Consider the following 24328-nt stretch of genomic DNA (forward strand, 5'->3'; position numbering starts at 1 on the left):
TTCATTCCTCCAATATAATCGGTATCCAGATTTGGCTTAAATAATCCTCCCCATAGGCATTTCCCCGGCTGTACCATTCCACCTCGGGACAGCTTGCATGGGCAAAAGGATATTGATTCAACCACTCTTCTTTTAAAAACTTCCACCCGGTCTGGATGGCTTGAACTGACGGCCCCCTGCAATCAAAGACAGCCCAGGTCATCTCCGGCAGAGTTTCCTCTATAAAACCCTCCGGCTTATCCTGTGCGGTGCTGACCATGATCGCATATTCCATCTGGTCATCGGTGCCGCCGGGGCTTAAAAAGAGACCGTAGAGTCCGGGCGGGTCTGCCGAATCCATTGCAACCATTTGAGAAAAAACGCCGTTTTGCTGGCACTCATTCCAGAAGCAAGGGATTTGAGCCGCCCTATTCCCATCTTTTACGGATAGGATTATGCTTTTCCCAATAAGACGGACGCTTTCTTTCTGTTCGATTCTCCAGGCATATTGGGGTTTTGCGGAAATCCCCATTCTGGGATAAACACGAAGCTCCTCCCGGCGGCTGCGGGCGGCTTTGGGCGAAATGCCGTGAAACTGTTGGAACGCTCTTGTAAAGGAAGTGGGTGACTCATATCCATATTTGTAGCTGACTTCGATCACTTTCAGATCCGTGCTTTTCAGATCATATCCGGCCAGCGTCAATTTGCGGAACCGTACGTACTCGGCAAAGCTTATTCCGTTCATATAAGAAAACACTTTCTGGAAAAAGTCGTAAGAACAGCCCGCCAGTTCTGCGATCGCGTCAGCGCTGATCGGTCCTTCCTCGCGCTGCAAGTGCGCTTCCACATACTCAATGATGTTTTCCAATCTTTCATTCCACTCCACAACATTTCTCCTTTCGCTGCTTAGTTAGTTTACCACCAAATCACAAAACATTCCTCTCATTTTCCGCACTGTCCGGATCGTTTTTTTGAAAGAAAAAAACGGCTCAGCAATCCGCAAAATAAAGGGATTGCCAAACCGTTGTTCAGACTGGTTCAGCCGCTATGCTTCATCCAGCACGTACGCATGGGCTTTCGTCCTGCCGTCTCGTTTCATCAGATAGACGCCATGAATTTCCGGCGCGAACCCGGGGAAACGATTGATGCCCTCTTCGAGAATGCTGAAATATTGAACTGCCGCGCTGCTCCACCGTTCTCCCGGCGCAACGCAGAAGATGCCCGGCGGATAAGGCAGCGCGCCTTCCAGCGCCACCTCGCCCTCAATGCCTGAGATTTCGACCATCTTCGCCTGATTGCGAATCAGCGCCACACCGGCTTCGTACGGAGTCATCGCCACTTCCGGGAAGGTTTCTTCTCGGAACAGCTCCCGCTGATACTCCTTGGCGTTGTTGTCTTTGTAAAAGTCATGCATCTCCTGACAGAGATCCCGGATCCCCACGCCTCTGTACCGCTCTTCATTATCCCAGTACAGATAGGGGATTACCTGGCTCACCGGAGCATTCTGCCGCACCAGCTGCTCAAAGCGCATCAGCTGAGCCACCAGTGAATCCAGCTTTTCTTTGCTCTCAGCCGGGGTCATCAAAAAGAGAATGGAGTTAAAGTCATTCTTCTCAGGAATAATCCGGTTGTCTCGCAGGAAGCTGGCGAGAATGGTAGCCGGAATTCCAAACTCTTCATATTCTCCGGTCTGGGCGTCGATGCCCGGCGTGGTCAGCATCAGTTTGTTGGGATCGAGGAAATATTGATCTTTTCCATACCCTTCAAAAGAGTGCCATTTGTCCCCCGGAATGAAGCGGAAAAATTCAATATTATTGGCAATCTCCTCCGTGCTGTATTCTTCCCACGGTCTGCCGTTGATCGTCGGCGGAATGAAGGGTTTTAGCATGGTACAGCTCCGCAGGATGGCCTTGCGGGCCTCGATGCCCATTTTCACGCAGTCGGCCCAAAGCCGCTTGCCCGATTCCCGATCCTGCATTCTGGCGTTTACATCCAGCGCCGCGAAGATTGGGTAGAAGGGGCTGGTGCTGGAATGGGAACGGTAGGAATTATTGAACCGTTTATAGCCCAGATAACGCTTCTGCCCTTTAATATGGGAGTCTTTTTTATGTATGTAGGAGGACTGGGAAAATCCGGCCTGCTGCTTATGAACTGACTGGGTAACGAAAATTCCCGGGTCGTCCGGCCCCAGTTCCAAAAGCAGCGGCGAGCAGTCCCGCATCATGGGGATAAATTGTTCGTATCCCACCCAGGCCGAGTCGAACAAAATATAGTCGCATAAATGACCGATGCGATCAACCACCTGGCGCGCGTTATAAATCGTGCCGTCATAAGTTCCCAGCTGGATTATGGCCAGGCGGAACGGCCGTTTTTCTTTTGCCCGCTTTGGATCGATGGCGGCGATCCGCTGCCTTAGATAGTCTTCCTCAAAGCAGTGGTCATCGATTCCGCCGATGAACCCGAAGGGATTTCTGGAAGTTTCCAAATAGAGCGGCAGCCCGCCTGCCTGAACCAGCGCGGCGTCGTAGTTGGATTTGTGGTTATTGCGGTCGAAAAGTACCAGGTCGCCCGGCGCCACCAGGGCGGTAGCCACAATAATGTTGGAGGTGCTGGTACCGTTCATGACAAAAAAGGTATTGTCCGAATTGAAAACCTTGGCTGCATTTTTCAAAGCATCTTCCGCTGGTCCTTCATGGATCAGCAGATCGCCCAGGGCCACATCCGCATTGCAGATATCGGATCTGAAAATCATCTCGCCGTAAAAGTCGTACAAATAACGGCCTGCCGGATGTTTTCTGAAATATTGGCCGCTTTGATGACCCGGACAGTTGAATTGCTGATTTTTCAGGTCGATATAATTGCTGAGGGTTTCGAAAAACGGCGGCAATACGCGCCACTCATACTGCTCTGCCGCAGTTTCAATCTCGTTGTCGATGATATCCCGGTTGAGATTTCCCACATATACCCACCGATAAATCATTTCTCTCATATCTTGGTTGACGTATTCTTCGTCCTCGGAAAAAACAAAGACCGGAACTTCAAACCGAGTCTCGTAGATCTCCCGGATGATATCCCTGTCTTTATTTGACACCACCGCCGCGGCAATATCCGTGTAATCCGTATCCTGGACTTCCACCAGATTCCGCTTGGTTGAAAAGTACTGCCGGATGGCCGGCGAATAAGCAATTTTCAATGATCTCAATAAAAATCCCTCCTTCTTTACCTAGTAACAAAGTAACTTGGCATCCTCTAAAATCATTCTCACTGCCCCACAGTAACATGAACATTCTATTCTGTCAACACATGAAATGCTTTTTAACGTCTGCGGCAAAACGGCCGCACATAAAGCGCCGTCCCGCCGGATGTGAGAAGAATTAAAACCAGGCTCCAAATGGAAAAGCTGTCATCGCCTGTAGCCGGTGTTTCGGTTTTTGCTTGGGCCAGAGTCTGTGTCTCTTTTGCTGCTGAAGCGGCTGTCTCTTCCTTTTGCAGCGTTATTTGGGGCTCCTGGTATGTAATCGCCGGTATGGACCTCTCCGCATCGCCCTCCAGACCGGCCCCGGTATAATTATTGACGTAAATCTGCTTTTGATCCCGCGACAAAGCAATACCATGAGGTCCATCGGCGACTTTGATCCGGGCGATCCCATTATTATCCGTCTTTACATTTACCGGCTGGGGCTGACCGTCCATATACACGGATACCACCTTGCCCGCGGCCGGCGATTGGTCTTTATTTTTTACGGAAAAGGCGGCCGTATAGGCCGCTGCCCGATATTCTCCGGCGATTTGAATACGCCCCGCAGCAGTTCTCGTGTTCAAAGCTTTCTTTCCATTCTCTGTAAGCTGCTCGATATATGCCCGCAGTGTTTCCAGTTCCCCGCCAATCTCACCGACCATATCACAATTTTTTAGCATCGAGAAATCGTTTCCGCCTGACATGAGGAAATCATTGGATACCAATATCATTTTTGTCGAACTGTCATTTCTATCCAAGCTCACATTCCTACCTCCCATTTCCAGGGTTACTTTCTGCACTTTGGAACCCTTGGCCGCAGCCGGATCGTAGGAGAAGGAGAATCCGCTTATTTGCAGAAAACCGCCGTCCGGTGTCCCGTATAATTTCCCGCTCTTTTTGTCCTGGCCGGTAACATTGGATACGGAACGCTCCAACATTTCATATAAAAGCTTGGGGGTTATTTCTTTCATCATCAGCGTGTTTGAAAAAGGGAAAACCGTAATCAAATCCTCCGCGGTTGCTTGGCCGTTAGGAAGCGACGCCCGGATTCCTCCGCCATTTTCCACGGCTGCTACCGGCAGGCTCCGATAGCTGTCCATCCCCGATGCGGTTTTTAAGAAATTTTCGCCTGCCCAGCGGTAAGCGTCTGCCGCCAAATCACCCAGATTGGTTTCCGTGATCCTCGCTTCTTTGTAATTGTTGATCGTCCCTCCCCAGAGGGTATTTCCGACTGCGCAGACTTTCTGGGACAGCAATGGCTTCTGGGAATCATTGATTTTATTGATGGCCTCCGTCACTTCTGCTTTTGGCGTTACGTTCTGCAGCGCCCCATAGGAAAGCAATTCTCCAGATACGGAATCGCTTTTTCCGTCACCGGAAAAGCGAAGCTCCACTTTTCCCAAGTCTGTCAGTCCCGTTCCTGTCTGCTGGATAAGAACGTCGTTTACAGGAGGAGCACCCTCTTTGGTGTGGCTGTGGCCGTCGATAATCACATCCAGTTTGCCCTGATACTCCCCCGTCAAAGCAGTTGCCAGCGCTTTGCTGGTGCAGGGCACCGTATCGTGCTCTCCCAAATGGGCCAGGGCCACGATCTTCTCCGCCCCTTCTTTTTTTCAGCTCATCGATTTCTTTTTTAGCGGATTGGATTTCATCCTCAAAGGTCACGCCCTGTATGCCTGTAGGATTGGTGGCCGCAGCGGTTTCTCTTGTTGTCAGGCCAAAGAATCCGATTTTAACTGTCTTTGTTCCAATGGTTCTTTCGATTATGGTGTGGCAGCCGGTGTTTCCTGACGGAGTATCTTTGAGAAGCAGCGATCCATTGTAAAATACATTTGCCGCCAGGATTGGAAACGCCGCAGAGGATGCATTTTGGAGAAGCTGGGTCGTTCCGTAGTCCAACTCATGGTTTCCCAGGGCCATTGCATCGTATCCCGCTATGTTCATCAGCTTGATCACGTCAGCGCCTTTGGTCAGGGAGGCCAGAGGCAGCCCCTGTGTCGCATCACCCGCGTCCACCAGGATGGACCCGGGTGTGTTTTCCTTGATTGCCGCCACCTTATCGATTCCAATGCTCGATTCTGAAGCCGCCAATGCGCCGTGCATATCGTTGGTGTGGTAGATTGTAACGGTCATATCGCCTGTCTTTGCTTGAGCCGTAGACTCCTGTGCCCAGATTTCAGAGGCTCCCTGAGACAGAGCATAAAAAATCATACATATCAGTATATACAGTACCAGTCCGATCCTTGCTTTTCTGTGTGTGTGTTTCATAACCGTTTTCCCTTCCCGCCCCGTGGGGCAGCCCTTCCAACCTGGCAGTTTTATTTCATTTATTCTAATATTCGCCCGTAGAAATGTCAAACAACATTGCTTTGTCAACCAGTCGGGTGTAAAATAAGAAAGATGCTTTTATACATAACGGTAAAAATTTCTAATTTTGTATGATAGGAATCGATTGATTTTTCGTTTTGGGGGTATCAATATAAAAGCAGACAAAGGGAGGAAAAGGAGTAGATGATGAATTGTAATTTATGCAGGAAAGAGCTGTGCTACAATAAGAAAAAACCGGACGCTTGCGTAGAAAAAAGGCCGGAATTGTATTTCCAAAAGCTGACGATGAGCGACCAGCAAGCGCTGGAACCGTATTTTGCGTTGAGACCGAATAAAATTTGCGACAGTAGTTTTTTAGACATATTTTTATGGAGCAGATCCAACCGGCTGGAGTATTGTTTGATCGAAGGGGAAGCCGTTCTGTGGAAGATGGAGCTAGACGGTGAAGTTTACACGGTCATGCCGTCTTGTCGAGAAGAGGATCTGCCTTATTACTTTGATTTGGTCCAGACCTATTTCAACAAAGAGTTGAATCTCCCGTTGAAGATTTATCTGGCTGATGAAGAAGCTGTAGAAACTCTGGCACTTTGCGAGAATCCGTACTATCGAATCACCGAGCAGGAGGATTTGAAAGACTACTTATATGATGCGGAAAAATTGAGAACGCTGTCCGGGAGAGCCTACCACAAAAAGAAGAATCTAGTCAATAAGTTTAAAAAGCAGTATGAAGGCAGATGGGAATATCGGAGCCTGACCGGTGACGATGCGGAAGAAATCAAGGGGTTTCTTGAAGATTGGTATGGACTCCAAACCTCGGATGAGGAAGGACTGGATAAGGAAAAAGAGGGCATTTGGGACGTCCTCAGCAGCCCCATCGTGCCAGAAATCCGCATGGGCGCCCTTTACGTGGACGGGAAGATGGAAGCCTTTTCTATGGGCAATTATAATGATCTTGAAGAAATGGCGATTATTTGTGTTGAAAAGGCTAATTTTCAGTTCCCCGGACTCTATCAGATGATCAATCAGCAGTTTGCGCTCAATGAGTTTCCGCAAGCCCGCTTGATTAACCGGGAGGACGATGTGGGCCTGGAAGGTTTGAGAAAGGCCAAGCTCAGCTATAATCCGATCGGATATGCAAAAAAATACAAGGTGCTTCAAAGCCTTTACTAAAAAAAGTGTGCATGACGGGAGCACAGCTCCCTATGCACACATGTCGGCCGCAGGGGCCGACGCTTCGCAATGTACTTTCTTTGAAACTCCGTCAATATCGATGGCATCGATATTTCCTACGTTATCAGAAAGTGGCTGTCGCATTAGAATTGATCTAATACGACAGCCACTTTATCGTTGCATGACTTTATTTTCATCTTAACCCTCAATCTCCATTATTCGGGTTTGCCGTTGTCTTCTTTATCCTCATCCGGTTCCGGCTCTTTCGTCTCTTCTTCCGGTTCATCCGGCAGGTCCATGGATTGAGGCTCTTCAGTCAGGTCAAGTTCGCCCTCCTCCGGCTCCCTATCTTGCGCTTCCATCGCAGGCCCCATTTCTATGTCATCCGGCATCACGATGGGCTCATCCGCCGCCGCTGCCGGAAGCATAACTCTCACCTTGAACAAGTCGCCGTCTATGGAAAGCTCCATCCAGCCATCCATCAATTTCATCAGGTCCTTGGCAATGGCCAGGCCGAGGCCGCTGCCTTCCGTGGTTCTTGATTCATCGCCCCGTTTGAAACGCTCCGTCAGCTCCGAAGGGTCGATATTCAGAGACTGCCTGGAGATGTTCTTCATCTCCATGATCGCCAGGCCGCCTCTTTCAGACTGCTGTTTTCTAAAATCCACATAGACCCTTGTATGAGGCTGGGAATATTTCAAGGCGTTGCTCAAAAGATTGGAAATGACCCGCCATAAGAGCTGCCCGTCTGCTTTTACGAAGTAATGGCTCTGATCGGCATTGATGATAAATTCCAGCTCTGATTCTTCCACCCGCTGATTCAGCTCTCCCAATCCCTGGTTCAGCAGGGATAACAGATCCACTTTGCTTATGCGCACTGGGATCGCCCCGCTGGAAGCCTTAGCTGCTTCGAAAAGGTCCTCGGTCAGCTGGCGCAGCCGCTCGGTTTTCTGCTCCAAAACATCCAGATATTCCGGTGCGTTTACACTATCCAAGCCTTCTGTCTTGAGCAGATCAATATAAGTGACCATCGATGTCAGCGGAGTTTTCAAATCATGAGAAACGTTGGAAATCAAATCCGTCTTCATTCTCTGGTTTTTCAGCTCGTTCTGCACGGCGATACTGGTTGCCTTGGAAATCTCATTGATTCCAGCGGCCAGCTGATCCAATTCACCGTCTCCATCGGACGGAATCTTATAGTCCAGATTACCACTGCTGACTTCTTTGAGTCCCTTCTTAATTTCATCGTACTTGTGTACCCATTTGGGGGCAAAGACTAGAATTACGATCAGCATCACCGGCGCCAGAAAAACAGTCGCTGACAGCAGGCAGATGAGAATCGCAACCAGAACGACCTTGCGCATGGTGCTGCCGCCCAAGTAAATCTCCGTATAAATCTTGCGGATTAGCCAGCCGCACGCAGACCGCTCCAGGAACACGCCGGCTTTGATCTTTTTTACACAAGATAGAATCAATCCCAGTCCCAGGGCCGAGGCCCCCACCCCTAGAATAGTCGCTAAAATCGCATATACCGTAATGTTGAACACCGTTGCCGAATACCATCCGATTCCATAAATCGCGCCGAATACGCTGTCAACCACCTGCGAAAAGATCGCCCCGCCTCCGAAAAAAATCAGGCAAATGGCAGCCAGCTGCACTTCTGCAAAGACCCGGTCAAATTGATTGAGTCGAATCTTACCATCGCCGCTTCGTTCTCCCACTGCTACTACTAGGTAAATCAGCGAGAGCAGGGCAATGATGCCCATGGCAATGGCCAGGATAATCCATACCTTCATATGCTCTTCCAATGCTTCCATCTGCAAGGCCAAATTGCCGCCCTGCTGTTCCAGGAATTCGCTGAAGCTGCTGAATCCGTTGCTTTCTAAAAAATACGGATCCATGTAGCCTGAATAAGAGTTCAGCCTTGCGGCGCCGATTATGCAAACAATGGAAGCCAGAAAGCTGATCACGCACACGATGTATGCTGTGATAAAAACAGGCTTATTAGATTTTTTCAATTTTGTATCCAATTCCCCACACCACCTTTAAATATTTTGGATTTTTAGGATTAATCTCTATTTTTTCTCTAATTCTCCGAATATGTACGGCCACCGTGTTCTCAGGATTGTAGGCAGGCTCATTCCACACTGCCTCATAGATCTGCTCCATGGAAAATACCCGGCCGGCATGTTCGGTTAAAAGCTTGAGGATCCCATATTCGATAGGCGTCACCGCCACATTCTTTCCATCCAGTTCCACAGTCTTTTGTTCATCATCGATAATCAGGCCTCCTGTTTTGAAGATACCTGTCTTTTTTTCCAGACTGCCCAGATTTACATATCGTCTCAACTGTGATTTAACCCTGGCGATTAGCTCCAGAGGATTGAACGGCTTTGTGATATAATCGTCGGCGCCGACGTTAAGTCCTGTGATTTTATCATAATCCTCCGATTTTGCGGAGAGCATGATGATGGGAATGTTTTTTTCTTCCCGAATCTTCATCGTAGTCCTCATACCGTCCAGTTTTGGCATCATGATGTCCATGAGGATCAAATGAATATCCGCTTTTTCTACCAAGCTCAAGGCCTCCATTCCATCGTAAGCCTTAAACACGTCGTACCCCTCATTTTTCAAATAGATCTCTATGGCATTCACGATTTCCTTATCATCATCACAAACTAAGATATTCATGGTTACTCCTTTCAGCTTATAGCTCTATCATACGGGGCATTTCTTAATAAAGAGGCCACCCGTTTCTTACAACTTTCTTAACTCCTGCTTTTTCCTATAAAAATGCCGATCGCCATCACCGCTGCGAAGATGATCAGGTAATAAACCACCGCCATCCGGTGGGCGAAGCAAGCGGCAACAATCATAAAGATACATCCTAAAATAGCCAGGGAGGGCATGACAAATCGTTTGAAAACATTCAAGTCTTTTTCCTTTTTCATCATCAGGATGAAAACCGGAATGTAAAAGGCGTATAAGGTCACAATTGGCAGTTCGGAAGTATCAAAGCTGAAAGGCCCGAACCAGGGGCCGGCCAGATTGGAACCGTAGAAATAAAACAGCCAGAATCCGCACAGCAGAAGACCGAAGATGGCCGAGTTGGACGGCATGTTGGTAGCCTTATCTACAGAGCCGAACAGTTCCGGCCGTGGGCCTTCTTTTCTGGCCGCCAGCGCATACATTCCCCTTGTGCATCCCAGCATCAGCCCATTGAGCGTTCCCAGACAGGAAATGACGACAATCACAAAGATGATCGTGCCTGCCGCCTCTGAGAAAACGGTCTCGAATGCCAGCTTGGCGCCCTCTTCTCCGCCGGCCATCATCACTTCATTGCTCACCGCTCCCGCCAGTCCGATGTAGTAGAGAATATAGACGCCCATAATGATCAGGGTCCCCAGCAGCAGCGCTCTGGGCAGGTTCTTTTTGCTGTCTTTCAGCTCGGAATTGATGCTGGTGGCAATGATCCATCCCTCATAGGCGAAGGCAGAAGCTACCACGGCGGTAAACAGCAGTGTCGCCGTATCTCCCGTTTCTTCGACCACATTGGTGAAATTGCGCACTGTCATTCCGCTTCTAAGGCCTACTATGGTACCCACAACTGCCATCAGCAGCAAAGGGATCAGCTTGATAATCGTAGTGGACACTTGAAACTTGCCGGAAAGCACCGGCGATAGGGCATTGAGTCCAAAACTGCAGATCAAATAAAGTCCTGCTATCACCATACACGGACCGCCCGTTATATCCCATCCCAAAAGCACGCAGGTATATCTGGCCGAAACCCAGGCCAAAACGCAGGTTAAATTAGGATAATACAAAATTGCCAAAAACCATCCCACATAGTATCCGTATTGCTTTCCCGCTGCTGCCTCGGCATAATCCACTACGCCGTTGACTTTTTCATATTTGGTGGCCATAACGGCAAAGGTATAAGCGCAGGTGACCATGATCAGCCCGCCGATCACCCAGGCCAAAATTCCCAGCGGCAGATTTCCTCCCGTTGCGTTGAGGATCTTCTCCGCTTTGAAAAAAACGCCGCTGCCGATGACAATGCCCACGACCATGGCGATGGCTGTCACCAGCCCGTATCGTTTCTCCAGTTTTGTTTCCATAGATTCTTTTTTCTCCCACTGTACTTTATATTTCACATCCAGTTTTTCTGCGTTCTTGCAGCTCCAACCGGCCTTTCTTTTAACAGTATCCCCATTATACCTCATTTGCATAAGTCTGGTGCAGAAGAAAACCGCACAACTGCCGCTATGTACGGTTTATGCTGGTCATAAAGCGCTGTGCTGCAAATGTTTTCCTCCTTGAGCCAGCATGTGTTCCATCTCTTTTTCCCGATCTATGTTTTCGACTACGCCCACTGCGTGGGCCGGATTTCCGTCTTTATCGAAAACAGAGGTCATGCGGATCCTCTCCCAGTGGTAGCTGCCGTCAGAGGCTCTCAACAGGGTTTCGCATCCGGATTTGGGCTTTCCGTCAAAGATGTCCTGGTACATCTGCAGCAATGGTTTTGTATAATCAGGATGCACCAGTCCTTTTTCAATCATGCAGCCGGGGACGTTTTCCAAATGGGAAGGCAGTCCCACCAGCCCGGTATCTTTTTCCCCATAATCCAATGCCCTGTTCTTAATATCCAAATCAAAGAGTATGCTGGATGTGCTTTGCATTGCCAGGCGCAGGCGTTCTTCTGAAATTCGCAGTTGTTCCTCCGCCTCCTTTTCCTTGGTCACATTTCGTATGGAAGCGTAAAAAATTTTCCGGCCCCTGTTCTCGGCTAAAAAGAATACTTTTACCTGTATCCAGATCAGCTTTCCGGATTGCAGTTTTCGCCGCAGCACGCCATCGACGCCATTCTCCTGATACTGGCATGCCGCTTTGACCAATTGACGAAAGGTATCTTTGTCCCCTTCGTAGATCATGTCGGAAATGTGTTTACCATAAGAGCGAACTTCCTCTTCGCTGCACCCAATCTCTGCGTAATACCCTTCATTGGCACGGATCAGTTCCAAATTGTCGTTGTAATACTCATAGAAGGCCACTCCGCCTATGATATTCTGTAAAAGCGCATCGGACCAGGCATCCGGCTGCATCAGTTCCTGAAGGTGAAAGGTGTCGCCCATCTTATGACGCATACCCTGGTCGTCAACCTTCTCCCGATCCTCTATTAAGTTCCAAAATACATCCATGGGCATGGGGCGGTAATAATAGTACCCTTGCGCATAATGGCAATTGATACTCAGCAGGAATTCCACCTGCTGCTCGGTCTCTACTCCTTCTGCAATTACATAGAGATTGAGCCACTTGGCCATCCGTACCACAGAACTCATGATGTCTCCGCCTTTATCATGACCGTCGGTTTCTCCGGTAAGAAAACGCATGTCCAGCTTTATGACATCAATATGAATGTCCTTCAGCATGTTCAGCGAGGAGTACCCGCTGCCAAAGTCATCCATAAGGATGGTGAAGCCGTATGCCTGCAGCCGGTCCACCACTTTTGACAAGTATTCCATATTGCGGGCGTACACCGTTTCTGTAATTTCCAGCTGGAAAAGGGCAGGGTCGATCTGGTAGCGTTCTACCAGCGAAACCAGCTGTTGATAAAGATCGTTTTGATATAAATTGGTCCTTGATACATTGACGGATATGGGAATTGGTCGTTTGCCTGCAGCGATCTGGCGGCGAAGTTCTCTGCAGACTTCTTCCCATATAAAGTAATCCACTTTAATAATGAACTGATTTTTTTCAAACGCTGGTATAAATTCGCTTGGCGGGATGAGGCCTTTTTCCGGGTGCTGCCAGCGTACCAGGGCTTCCGCACCAACGATTTTTCCTGTGTCCATATCGCATTTGGGCTGCATGTATACCTTGAATTCTCTGTTTTCCAGGGCAGACTCCATATCGTTGACGATTTCCTGTTCCAGAATGAGATTTGCTCGCAGTTTCTGGTCATAGACAGCGTAGTTTTTCACATATTTATTTTTTACAGATTTCAAAGCCAACAGCGCGCGGTCGCACATCCTGCTGGCCGGCATGAAGCGGTCCTCCACTTGATAGAACCCAATGGCCGCTACCAGCTCCATTTGAAGCGGATAATCTTTGAACAATTTTGTAATAAGTTCTGCGATGTAAGCGTACTGTCCTCCAATATTCGGATAACAGCATGCAAAAACATCAGCCACAATGCGCCCGACCGCACCGCCTGCTTCGGCGGTGCCCACTTTCAGATGGTTAGCCACAAACTGAAGAAGCCGGTCCCCTTCTTCGGTTCCATAAAGATCGTTGACGATTTTAAAGCGGTCGATGTCAAGGCAGATAATCGTATAGTTTCTCTCCGGGTTCCTGCGGACCAAGGCTTCCGTTTTTTCATAAAAGGTTTCTTTATTATAGACGCCGGTCAGGGAATCATACTGCCCGGCCAGCCTCAGTTCATTTCGTATCACCATATTGTGAACCCGCCGCTGCAGCAGACTCTTTTCATAGGGTTTTATCAATATTTCTTCGGCGCCGGCCTTAATGGAACTGGCGGCGGTATCTTGTCCATAATGGTCTAAGAGGGCAATGATCGGTATATCATATGACAAAAGGGCCTTTTTCACCGAGTCCATAATTTTGTTCTTCCTCGTTATCAGCAAACAGCAGCTAATTAGGGCTGCACAGATATTTTCTTTGCCGTGGCTGACGATATGAAGCGCTTCCTGTTCGTTGGAAGCTTGCATGACGATATATTGGTCGTCTAAAAGTGTTTTTATCTGGCCGCTGTCTGTTTTCTCGTTTTCCAGCACCAGCACCATATGTTTGCGCATAATCATTCCCCTCGGACTTGCCTGCATCATCCTGTAATTGACGCTAACTATTATAGTATAAGATGCGAGCTGCGTCGAGCATCTTTCACTTATTCTGTACCTTGCGGCAACGCCGTACCAATCTGACCAGAATAGTATAAGATGCGAGCTGCGTCGAGCATCTTTCACTTATTCTATACCTTGCGGCAACGCCGTACCAATCTGACCAGAATAGTATAAGATGCGAGCTGCGTCGAGCATCTTTCAACTATATTGCACCTCTCGGCGAAGCCATATCCATCTATTCAATATGGTATCATTAAAGAGCCATTTTATCTCATATTCAGATATTTAGTATGTGGTCAGGTCGCATGCTGGGGGGCGGGAGGAGGAGACGGAGAGAAGTGGAAGCGGAAAAAAGCAAAAAAACATTTTAAAAATTACCCACTTTCAACGATTGAGCCCTCTTAAATTGATTTTTAAGAAGCCAAACCCGCTTTTCCTGGTGTGGCCCCGAAATGAAACCCCGCAAACCCACAACTTTGCGTAAATATCGCAAAAACTTTTTAAAATTTTCCGGATACTGGACTCATCGGATGCCAGGTCCACTTGCGTGAGATAGTATCAGTATTTAGAAAAAACATCTTCATGACTGATATTTTGCAGCGGGTCATTTGGAAAAAATATCGCAAGCGAAACATCGTGCTGCCATTGTTCTTTGCGGGTTCTTGGCGCTAAGGGAGCAGACTTTCTTCTGTCACTGGTCTAGGTATCACAAACATCGCCGGAAAGAGGGCATCCTCTTTCCGGCGATGTTTCATTATCCATCAGCTAATTAATCTGCGTCATAACCAGGCACGCTTTCCCTGGTTCTACAGCAAACACAGACCCGCGCCCATTCTGCGATAAGTCCCGCCTTCTCTCCGATAGGAGCAGAACAAGTCCGGCTCGCAGCAAGTACAATGGCTGCTGGCAGTAATATGCTTCTTTTGAATACCCGCATCCTCCAGCTGCCTGCGGTTGATACCTTTCAGATCCAGATAGTTCTTCTCACCGCATGGTCTGGCAAAATCCCCTGCGAACTCCCAGCGGCGCTGGAATTCTTCCAAAACCTCGGGTCCTGTTTCAAAACAGCAGCTGCTGATGCCCGGGCCGATATGAACAAGGATATCCTCCGGTTTACTGCCAAAATGTTCTCCCATTTTTCTTGCTGCGTTAGGAGCAATTCCGGCGGCTGTTCCCCGCCAACCCGCATGTACCAGACCGATTGCCTTTTTGACAGGATCGCACAGATACACCGGCAGGCAGTCTGCATGAACAGTCGTCAATAAAACGCCCGGCACATCGGTGATCAATCCGTCAGTATCAGCGATGCGAACCGGAGCATCTTCACGCTTTTCAATGACAGCGATATGATCCTTGTGTACCTGGGCGGGCCAGATGGGCTGTGCCTGATCCAGACCAAGCTGGCAAAAGACATCCGGCCGGTCATAGGGACTGCCTTCACTGGCGCCGTACTTTGTTGAAAAAAATCCTTTTACTATGGGAAGCTCTTCAAATACTTCCAAATATAATTTTTGTTCCATGATTTTATTATATCATTTTTGCAGCAGCAAAAATCCGGTAAATTTTAAAAAACCGGAGACATTTTTACGCAAAGATGTGGGTTTGTGAGGCTTCATTTGGGAGAAAAGAGCGACAAGCCTCAGAAATGTCAGTTCAAGCCTGTATAAGCTGGCTCAATCGTTGAAAAAAGGGTAAATTTTGAAAGAAACATTTATTTTTTTCCCGAAACATGTCGTCCAGCATCCTAGGCCCGCTTTCGCAGCTGCACCGATCCTTTGCCCGGGGACCAAGGCCCCGGGCAGAAGAGCGGCATTTGCCTGGCTGGATCAATCAGGATCAATCATTCATGGACTCGATCAGTCCATCCACCAGCTGATCCATCTCTATGGCGCTGCCTTCGTTTAAAGAGGAGAGGACGGATACCTTTTCATTGAGCACGGTCATCTGCTTCATCTCATCGAGGAACTCTTCCATGAGAGCGCCGGACTTGGGTGCCCAGGACCCGTTTTCAATCAGTGCTACTGTGCGTTTCTGCATATTCAGCGCCTTCATATCCATGAGATAATTCAGCATCGGAGGATAAATCCCCAGATTATATGTGACCGAGGCCAGAACAATGTGACTCAGCCGGAAGGTCTCTGAAATCAGTTCTGAAACATGGGTTTTGGAAACATCGTACATCGCCACATTGGTCACGCCCCGGACTGCCAGCTTGGTTGCCAGCGCATTGACTGCGCTTTCCGTATTGCCGTACATGGATGCGTATACGATCAGCACACCCTGTTCTTCCGGCTCATAGCTGCTCCATTTATCATACTTATCCAGGAAATACCCCAGATCGCTGCGCCATACCGGGCCATGGAGGGGGCAAATCATTTTAATATCAATGGTTGCCGCCTTTTTCAGCAGGGCCTGCACATGAGGGCCGTATTTGCCTACGATATTGGTATAATACCTTCTCGCATCGTCGATCCAATCCCGGTCAAAGTTGACTTCATCGTTGAAGAGCTTTCCGTCGAGGGAACCAAAGGAGCCGAAGGCATCCGCTGCAAACAGGACGCCGTTTGTCAGATCAAAGGTTACCATGGCTTCCGGCCAGTGGACCATAGGCGCGGCCACAAAGGTGACTTCATGCTTACCGAAGGAACGTGTATCCCCTTCCTGCACCTCTTCCATATGGCCGTCAACATCAAAGTTGAACTGATGCATCATCATAAAGGCTTTTTCCGTACTAATGATCTTCACATCCGGGTAGCGGATCAGCACTTCTTCGATGGATGCTCCGTGATCCGGCTCCATGTGGTTAATCACCAAATAATCCAGCTGACGTCCGTCAAGGACATACTCGATATTCTCTAAAAACTGCCGTCCCGCGGACCAGTCCACGGTATCGAAGAGCACGGTCTTTTCATCCAGCAGGAGGTAGGAATTATAGGAAACGCCCCGCGGGATGGGATGAATATTTTCAAAGAGTGTCAGGCGGCGGTCATTCCCACCGACCCAATACAAATCTTCTGTTACTTTTCTTACGCAATACATGGTTATCCTCCTTATCCTTCTATGAATTTATCCTTTTCTTCTCCGCAGTCCGGGCAAATCCATTCTTCCGGAAGAGCGTCGAATAAAGTACCTGGAGAAACATCGGCCTCCGGATCGCCCACAGCCGGATCGTATTCGTATCCGCAGCCGGAGCATACATAAGTTTTCCATGGAGGCGCTTCCTTCTTTGGAGTCGCTTTTCTCATCTTCTGCATTGGCGGCGCTGGTTTTTTCGGTTCTCCGTTATCCAGCGCTTTTGTCAGCAACGGCAGAATTTCCATCAAATCTCCTACAATACCGTAATCGGCATTTTTGAAGATGGGCGCGTTTTTATTCTTATTGATGGCTACAATGGTGGTTGCTCCCTTGATCCCTTTCAAATGCTGGCCGGCGCCTGAAATTCCGCAGGCTATGTACAGATTGCCGTTGAATTTCTGCCCGGACATTCCCACATAACGATTGAGAGGAACATATTTCAAAGTCTCGGCCACTGGTCTGGATGAACCCACAGCCGCACCAGCCTGAAGGGCCAGCTCTTCGATGAGCTTCATATTCTTTTTATCTCCGATGCCCTTTCCGGTGCTGACAACACGATCCGCTTCAATAATCGGCGTGTTGGGGTCAATGCCCACCGTGAAATCATAGCCGTCTGCCTTAAGGGCTTCCACAAGAGCCGCCACTTTTTCTTCGCTGGATCCTTCCAGGAAGAGCTTTTTCTTGCGTGCTCCGGTGATGGGTCCCTTCGCCTTCAGCTTGCCGCCGGCCTGTTTTGGCGGTTTACCGATAATATGAGAAGCGATAACAACTCTCTGAATTTCGTTGGTGCCTTCATAAATGGTACAAATTTTCGCATCCCGGTATGCCCGTTCCACTTCCATACCTTTCAAGTATCCGTTTCCGCCGAAAATCTGAACCGCATCGTTGACCACTTCCAGGCAGATATCGGAAGCGTATTGCTTGGCCATGGCGGATTCCATACCGTAAGGTTCATGATGCTCCTTCAGTTCTGCGGAGCTGTAAATCAGAAATCTTGCGGCCCTCAGCTTGGTCGCCATGTCTGCGATTTTGAAGGAATTGATTTGGTGGTGAGCAATTGGAATGCCGAACTGCTCCCTTTCCTTGGCGTATTCTACCGCGTGTTCGAATGCTCCCTGAGCGATTCCCAGCGCCTGGGAAGCGATTCCGATCCGCCCGCCGTCCAGGGTTGCCATGGCGATTTTGAAGCCCTGGCCTTCCTTGCCCAGCAGATTTTCTTTGGGAACCTTGACGTCGTTGAAAATCAGTTCAGCGGTAGCCGATGAGCGGATTCCCATCTTGTCGTAATGGTCGCCGAATTCAAAGCCTTCCCAGCCTTTTTCCACAATAAAGGCACTGATTCCTCTGGTGCCGATATTAGGCGTGGTCACTGCGAAAATCACGTAAGTATCCGCTTTTTCGGCGTTGGTGATAAAAATCTTTCCGCCGTTGAGGATATAGTGGTCGCCAACCAGCTCGGCCGTGGTTTCTGTGCCGCCGGCATCGCTTCCGGCATTGGGCTCTGTCAGGCCGAAGGCTCCCAGCTTTTCTCCTTTTGCCAGCGGAACCAGATATTTTTTCTTCTGCTCCTCTGTACCAAAGGCATAGATGGGATAAGATCCCAGCGAAACGTGGGCCGAAAGAATAACGCCCGTACCGCCGTCAACCCTCGCCAGTTCCTCCACCGCAATGGCATACGTCAGAATATCCAAACCGGCTCCTCCGTATTTTTTCGGATATGGAATTCCCAGCATATTCATTTCCGCCAGTTTCTTTACGATTTCATCCGGAAATTCGTTTTTTTGATCCAGCATAAAGGCAATCGGCTTTAGCTCCGTTTCTGCGAATTCTCTGATCTTCGCGCGAAATTCCTCATGCTGATCGGTTGTTTTGAATAACATCATTACCTCCCCTTTCACGATATATCTTCCATGTTTTTACTGAATTTTTAGAATTTATTATATTCTAACCTGTTTTTGGAACTTATTCTGTGATATATGCAACAAAGTGGGTAAATATTATTAAGAACGGATACTAATTTTCGAGAAAGGAAGGTTTTCATGAAACGATATTTTATCAGCGATGGGATTGCTGAGGATTCCATAAAAAAGATGCTCCGCTGTTTTCGGCCCCAGTTGAAACGATTTCAAAGCGGCGAAACGATCATGCGTTATTCGGACCGTGTGGAAAAGATCGGTCTTGTGATGAAAGGAACGGCGGTTCTCCATGTTCTGGATGCGGACGGAAATGCCGGGCTTTTGGAAACGTACGAAGAGCAGGCTCTCTTTGGCGAGCTGTTTCATCTGCCTTTGGACGGGTTTGAATACCTTGTGGAAGCTAAGACAGACAGCCGGGTCTTGTTCATCGACTATACCCACATCGTTACGCCCTGTGAAAAGACTTGCGCCCACCATTCCCAGCTGATCAACAATCTTTTCCTAATGGCAGCGCAGCGAGCTCAGGCGTTGTCGCTCCATCTGAATATTCTTCATCAGCCTACGATCCGCAAAAAGCTGCTCACCTATCTGACCTGCCTGCGGGGAACGGCGGAAAGCGATTCTATTACCATTCCGTTAACCTTGTCGGCTCTGGCGGAATATCTCTGCGTGGACCGCAGCGCCATGACCCGGGAGATTCGGCTGATGAATGAGGAGGGGATTTTGCAGTCCAACAGGAGAACCTTTCAATTGTTGTAAGGCAGGATATGAACGCCGGTGCCCGATGCAGCATGCAAAAAACGCCAAGGTACTTCGATCGCTGCGAAAGCTCCCTGGCGTTTTTTCTTTTCTTCATTTGAGCATGGCTTTTACTTTGCCCTTGGACTGAACGCCCACGGATGTACCTACGATCTTTCCGTTCTGGAAAAGGGCCAGTGTGGGAATGCTCATGATCCCGAATTGAGCGGCCAGCTGAGGCTGTTCGTCAATGTTGACTTTCCCGATCCTGGCTTTCGGCTCGTCAGCCGCCACCGCGTCCAAAATAGGCGACATCATCTTGCATGGCCCGCACCATGGAGCCCAAAAATCCACCAGCACCGGTTCCTGTGAATTTACAACTTCCTGATTAAAGTTATCCTGTGTTAATTTTATAATAGCCATTTTTAAATACCTCCTTTGACTTTGTGGCTTAACTATACCACCATCCAAACAAATCTTCTGTGACCAGGTTACATATATGCTTTTTTTTTCTTTCCCAGAAAAATTTCGGTTGCCAGCGGCAGCTTTGATGTATTATTCTAGTAGGCAAGGAGGGTTTATGAAAAAATTTAAAGGAGAATTATGTTTGATGCTGGCGGCCCTGATCTGGGGGTCAGCGTTTATATTTCAAAAGATGGGAATGGATCATGTGGGCCCGTTCACATTCGGATTCTTTCGCTTCACCTTGGGAGCGCTGGCGCTGCTTCCCGTGATTTTTATCTACGGCAAGCTGAACCAAAAGCGTTCTGCGCCCAAGGAAATCACGCCGTTTAAAAACCGCATGCTCCTGCTGGGAGGCTTGCAGTGCGGGATCGCCAGTTTTATTGCCGGTTCCCTGCAGCAGATCGGCATCATGTATACCACAGCCGGAAAGGCGGGATTCATCACTTCGCTGGATATTGTCATCGTTCCCATCCTGCTCTTATTTCTCAGGCGAAGGGTTGGAATTTTCACTTGGCTGGGAGTTGCCCTGGCCGGATTCGGACTTTACCTGCTCTGCATCACGGACGGGTTTACCATCCAGCTTGGCGACGGACTGGTAATCGCCTGCGCGGTGGGTTATTCCTTCCAGATTCTGCTCATCGACTATTATTCCGACAAGGTGGATGCAATCAAGCTTTCTTTTTTACAGTTTTTGCTTTCCGGCCTTTTATCGGGTGTTTTCATGATTTTTCTGGAATCCGTGGCTTTTCAGGATATCATCGACTGCGCGGTCCCCATTTTATACACGGCAATTCTAGAAGTGAGCATTGCTTTTACCCTTCAGATCGTCGGACAGAAGGATACTCCCCCTGCCATCGCTGCCATCATCATGAGCCTGGAAGCGTTTTTCTCCGCAGTATGCGGCGCTCTGTTCCTTGGAGAAGTGATGTCATCGCGGGAAATGATCGGATGCGTTCTGATGCTGACTGCCTTTATCATATCGCAGATTCCTGACAAACGGATTTCACGTCAAGACCACGCTTAGGGAATCCAATAAAACCCCACAAGACCGGCCAGAATTCCCAAAGCCGCCCCGGCAATCACATCTTTGGGGAAATGCACACCGCCCAGCACCCGCACAACGGCCATAAAGATTCCCGCCGCGCCGATCAATACCCCGGCAAGAGGCATTTTCCAGAAAAAGGTCATTCCGATGATAAAGATGGAAAAGACGTGGCGGCTGGGAAAGGATTTTCCCCTGGTGTCTTTGGGGATCACCGGAGGCAGGTCGAAGACTTCATAGGGCCTGGGCGCACAGTACAAATATCGAAAAACGCTGATAACGACAAAAGAGATACCCGGCACCAAAACAGCCCTCGCAAGCCCAGTATCTTTTTGCAGATACAGCGCTGCCAGCAAAACGGGATAGGCAATATATGCGATTTTCGTCAAAATGGAATCGATAAGGATGATCGCCTTTTGCCTCTTAGGATTGCCGCGAAAGCTTTCGGTCATTTTCAGATACGTCTCTTTGGTCATGGTGGACTGCCTCCTGCTACAATTTTCTAAAATACTCAATCAAAATATCTTTCATATAATGATATCTTCTGGCATAAGAATTCTCAACCCGGATCAGCTCAAAATCGTACCTCTGGCAAAGCTCCGCCTTTTTCTGATCCCGAAGGCGGACCGCTTCCTCTTCAATATGCTCTTTTCCGTCCAGTTCAATGGCCAGCACCGGCATTTCTTTTGTGCTGCGGACGCGCTGATAGACGACAAAGTCAAAGCGGCCGGTGTAAAAAAGGTCGTTGTGTTCCTCGCTGCCATCGAACACATGGGAGATGGGCACCTCTTTGTGAATCGTATATTTGCTGCCTGCCACCAGGATATTGCCCAATGCGTGGTTGAGGGTGGTCAGGAAAGCGGCTTCTGTTTCCGTGCTGTAAGGTTTGATGCCCAGCGCTCTGGTGGCTGCTGCTTTGGGCGTAACTTCCGAAGCGCCGTTGGTGCGGATATACTCCACCAGCTCGTACAAATCGTCCTCTTCATCCGTGCCGTGAAGGCGGCGCAGGTTCTGACTGCTGGACAACAGCACCAGCTTTTCCTTGGCCCTGGAGGTGGCCACATTGATCAGCTCCTTATTGTTTTTCAGCCAGCTGTAGGTCTTTGCATGGGTCTGATCGGTCACTGCCAGGGAAAAGAGAATGACATCCTTTTCATCCCCCTGGAAAGCGTGGACCGTGCCGCACTGCACATCGAGAATACCGTTATCCAAAAGCACGCTGTTGATGTATTCTTTTTGGCTGACAAAGGGGGTAATGACGCCGATTTTTTTGTCCCGGTTTTGAAGGATATAGTTCAGGATCTGGGCCGCTTCCGCGGGAGCCGTGTTCTTTTCCTCTGTCGATCCGTCGGCAAGATCCACATAGACCAGCGGCTGGGGTTCGCAAACCTGGCTGCGGATCTTCAGCTTGTCGTTGTAATATTTTTTATTGTTAAAATCGATGATCTTACGATGGCAGCGGTAATGATAGCTGAGCAAAATCTCATCGCTCACTGAGTCGCAGGCCAGATACGTCTTATAAATGGAATTCTCAATATAATCGTACTCCTGGCTCACCTGGTATTTGGCCTTCAAGGTCTGGTTCGCCTTGGGATCCAGCAGAATCACCGGGCTCAGCTGCTGGGGATCGCCCACCAGCATCAAATTGCTGCCGCGGATGATGGGTACCAGAGAAACCGCCGAATTGCACTGGCTGGCTTCATCCATCATCACCATATCAAAATAGGGCTTGGGCTCGCCCAGCCGGTGGGCGGAAATACATGTCGTAATCACGACAGGAAAGATGCGAAGAAATTTCTTCATGTTCTCTTCCTGGCTTAGATGGCGGTTAAATTCTTTGACCTGCTCCTCCTTGCGCCCCTCCATAAAGAGAATGGACAGCAGCTCTTCATTCTTGGGTTCGTCCAGCCGTTTGATATATTTTGCCGATATATAATAGAGATATTTTAAAAATTCTTCAACGTTTTGATTCAGCAGCGGCAGAGCATCCGCTTCATCCACTTCTCCGATCTGCTCCAGCTGTTTCTCCACTTGCGCAAGCTGCCGGCTCTGCAGCTCGACCCGGAAGGTCAGACTCTGTTCGCTGCGGATCAGGCTTTCAATCGACGCTTTCCGTTCCTTCAGATCGAGAATGGCCTCATATCGTTTGAGCAGCTGGGAGAGCTGCTCTGTCTTTTCGATTTTGTCATCCTTGTTCCGCTCCAGGGTATTGGAAAAAACATTGATTTCTTTCACTTGCAGATACAATGCCTTCATGTAGTCCAGGGCTTCTTCCACCTTTTCCCGGTTTCCCAGCCGCACGGCCGGAAAGGGGACGCGTTTGTTCCGATAGCGGATATTCTGCAAGGTATGAAATACGCTGTCAATGGGATGATTATTATAGGATGCAAAAAGCACCGTCTTTTCGTTGAAAAAAGCCGTGGTGATGGTGTTGATAATCGTGCTTGTTTTTCCGGTTCCAGGGGGCCCCTGAATGTAGGAAAGGGGATATTTTAAGCCGTGATGGATGGCCAGAAGCTGATCCAGGTTCACCTGCTGGTTGAGCAGAGCCAGGGGATATTGTTTTGTCCGCACCGGCTGTTTTACCAGTTCTCCGAAAAATGCTTTTATGGGAATGGTGGGTTTTGCTTCCTGGTACATTTCCAGGATTGCGCCGTATTCCTGATCCAGATCCAACGCCAGGTCCCGGGAAAGGGTCAGAAGATAGGGCATATCGTCCACGCCCTTGATCTGCGGATTGGCGCTGGTAATCCGGTCTTTGATTTCTTCCTGATTGGTATCGAAATCGTCCAGCAAATATCCGTATTCTTCCGGAAGAAAGCGGCGGATGCTTTGCTTTTCACCGTCAATGGTAAATTCCCGGCAAATGGTTGCTTCCTCTTCTGCGATCAGTCTGCGGCGGATCACGTCAAAATTCATCTTGCGGTACGCCAGCACGTAAAGGCCCTTTCTGACGGGCACACTTAGCAGGTTCATGCAGATTTGCAGGATCCGTTTTCTGGGCTTTTTCTGCTGCCTGTCGCGGATGGTTCTGCGCTGGAACTGGTTGATGATATCCTTATACTGCTGGTCACTTAGCTGGTAGACCCCTTCCTGCACCCCTTCACCGTCCAGCCCTTCTACCAATGCGTATTCGCTGCGGTAAGGGGTGGAGTCCAGGCGGCTGCAGTCGGCCAGATAATTGAGGATTTTCATGTTGGCCGCATGGTGAAACAGTTCTTTGTATTTGTACGGATTGAGATGAATATCTTCCACCAGCCTCTGGTTCACCGGATGAAAGGAGCCTTCCACCACATCGGAGGTGAGAATTGAGTCAATGTAAATCCTGGGAAAATCACCCAGGGTATGTTTGGATAGATGGAGTCCGGCCACGCTAAGGGACCGGTCCTTGAGGTTGATGTCGTTGATTCCGATCCAGTACCGGGTCTGTTCTCCATTTTTATTCTTGTATTCGATGCTGATCCACTTGCCTTCGTGGATGGCTTTAAAAATATCCCGGCAAACCGTATTCATGAAA

Annotated in this window: 17 protein-coding genes; 3 read left to right on the top strand and 14 right to left on the bottom strand. The window is 48.9% G+C overall.

Features of this window, described 5'->3' with window-relative positions; all coding sequences use genetic code 11:
- Position 1: 1 nt before the first annotated feature.
- The 4 genes from LG211_RS17090 to LG211_RS17105 all read right to left on the bottom strand — a co-directional run bounded on the left by LG211_RS17090 (position 2) and on the right by LG211_RS17105 (position 5485).
- Positions 2 to 865, bottom strand: a complete 864-nt coding sequence (locus tag LG211_RS17090; RefSeq protein WP_148397476.1) for an AraC family transcriptional regulator — start codon at positions 863 to 865, stop codon at positions 2 to 4.
- A gap of 159 nt (positions 866 to 1024) precedes the next feature.
- The gene (gene speC / locus LG211_RS17095; RefSeq protein WP_148397477.1) at positions 1025 to 3181 is read right to left on the bottom strand and encodes an ornithine decarboxylase; all 2157 of its coding nucleotides are present in this window, start codon (positions 3179 to 3181) and stop codon (positions 1025 to 1027) included.
- Positions 3182 to 3294: 113 nt separating this feature from the next.
- Positions 3295 to 4611 (bottom strand): 5'-nucleotidase C-terminal domain-containing protein, encoded by a 1317-nt coding sequence (locus LG211_RS17100; RefSeq protein ID WP_336246088.1) that lies wholly within the window; start codon positions 4609 to 4611, stop codon positions 3295 to 3297.
- Positions 4589 to 5485 (bottom strand): bifunctional metallophosphatase/5'-nucleotidase, encoded by an 897-nt coding sequence (locus LG211_RS17105; protein ID WP_269478065.1) that lies wholly within the window; start codon positions 5483 to 5485, stop codon positions 4589 to 4591. The genes LG211_RS17100 and LG211_RS17105 overlap by 23 nt, the downstream gene beginning before the upstream one ends.
- A 243-nt stretch (positions 5486 to 5728) precedes the next feature.
- Between LG211_RS17105 and LG211_RS17110 the strand changes: the two genes are divergently transcribed.
- Positions 5729 to 6715, top strand: coding sequence for a DUF2156 domain-containing protein (locus LG211_RS17110; protein WP_253020868.1), 987 nt, complete (start codon positions 5729 to 5731; stop codon positions 6713 to 6715).
- A 215-nt stretch (positions 6716 to 6930) separates the two neighbouring features.
- On the opposite strand, the gene LG211_RS17115 is transcribed toward LG211_RS17110, so the two are convergent.
- From LG211_RS17115 to LG211_RS17145, 7 genes are all read right to left on the bottom strand, one after another.
- A complete protein-coding gene (locus LG211_RS17115; RefSeq protein ID WP_148397479.1) occupies positions 6931 to 8745 on the bottom strand; it encodes a sensor histidine kinase in 1815 nt (604 codons plus the stop codon).
- The gene (locus LG211_RS17120) at positions 8720 to 9406 is read right to left on the bottom strand and encodes a response regulator transcription factor (protein ID WP_148397480.1); all 687 of its coding nucleotides are present in this window, start codon (positions 9404 to 9406) and stop codon (positions 8720 to 8722) included. Before LG211_RS17120 ends, LG211_RS17115 begins: the two co-directional genes overlap by 26 nt.
- Positions 9407 to 9483: 77 nt before the next feature.
- Entirely contained in the window at positions 9484 to 10833 is a 1350-nt protein-coding gene (locus tag LG211_RS17125; protein ID WP_148397481.1) for an APC family permease, read from the bottom strand.
- Between the two features lie 165 nt (positions 10834 to 10998).
- Entirely contained in the window at positions 10999 to 13530 is a 2532-nt protein-coding gene (locus tag LG211_RS17130; RefSeq protein ID WP_269478066.1) for an EAL domain-containing protein, read from the bottom strand.
- Positions 13531 to 14381: 851 nt separating this feature from the next.
- The gene (pgeF, locus tag LG211_RS17135; RefSeq protein ID WP_269478067.1) at positions 14382 to 15095 is read right to left on the bottom strand and encodes a peptidoglycan editing factor PgeF; all 714 of its coding nucleotides are present in this window, start codon (positions 15093 to 15095) and stop codon (positions 14382 to 14384) included.
- A gap of 316 nt (positions 15096 to 15411) precedes the next feature.
- The gene (locus LG211_RS17140; RefSeq protein WP_148397484.1) at positions 15412 to 16614 is read right to left on the bottom strand and encodes an FprA family A-type flavoprotein; all 1203 of its coding nucleotides are present in this window, start codon (positions 16612 to 16614) and stop codon (positions 15412 to 15414) included.
- Between the two features lie 11 nt (positions 16615 to 16625).
- Positions 16626 to 18533, bottom strand: a complete 1908-nt coding sequence (locus LG211_RS17145; RefSeq protein ID WP_465250812.1) for an acyl-CoA dehydrogenase family protein — start codon at positions 18531 to 18533, stop codon at positions 16626 to 16628.
- 156 nt (positions 18534 to 18689) lie between these two features.
- Between LG211_RS17145 and LG211_RS17150 the strand changes: the two genes are divergently transcribed.
- Positions 18690 to 19325 carry a Crp/Fnr family transcriptional regulator gene (locus tag LG211_RS17150; RefSeq protein ID WP_148397485.1) on the top strand — a complete coding sequence of 212 codons (636 nt, stop codon included), beginning with the start codon at positions 18690 to 18692 and terminating at the stop codon, positions 19323 to 19325.
- 93 nt (positions 19326 to 19418) lie between these two features.
- On the opposite strand, the gene trxA is transcribed toward LG211_RS17150, so the two are convergent.
- Positions 19419 to 19727: a thioredoxin gene (gene trxA / locus LG211_RS17155; RefSeq protein WP_148397486.1), complete on the bottom strand. Its 309-nt coding sequence runs from the start codon at positions 19725 to 19727 to the stop codon at positions 19419 to 19421.
- 157 nt (positions 19728 to 19884) lie between these two features.
- Between trxA and LG211_RS17160 the strand changes: the two genes are divergently transcribed.
- Positions 19885 to 20793, top strand: coding sequence for a DMT family transporter (locus LG211_RS17160; protein ID WP_148397487.1), 909 nt, complete (start codon positions 19885 to 19887; stop codon positions 20791 to 20793).
- On the opposite strand, the gene LG211_RS17165 is transcribed toward LG211_RS17160, so the two are convergent.
- Positions 20790 to 21287 carry a phosphatase PAP2 family protein gene (locus LG211_RS17165; RefSeq protein WP_269478068.1) on the bottom strand — a complete coding sequence of 166 codons (498 nt, stop codon included), beginning with the start codon at positions 21285 to 21287 and terminating at the stop codon, positions 20790 to 20792. The genes LG211_RS17160 and LG211_RS17165 overlap by 4 nt on opposite strands.
- A 16-nt stretch (positions 21288 to 21303) precedes the next feature.
- Complete coding sequence (locus LG211_RS17170) at positions 21304 to 24324, bottom strand: AAA domain-containing protein (RefSeq protein ID WP_269478069.1); 3021 nt, start codon at positions 24322 to 24324, stop codon at positions 21304 to 21306.
- Between the last annotated feature and the right edge of the window lie 4 nt (positions 24325 to 24328).

This window comes from Hominibacterium faecale (genome assembly GCF_020734085.1).
Taxonomy (GTDB): Bacteria; Bacillota; Clostridia; order Peptostreptococcales; family Anaerovoracaceae; genus Hominibacterium; species Hominibacterium faecale.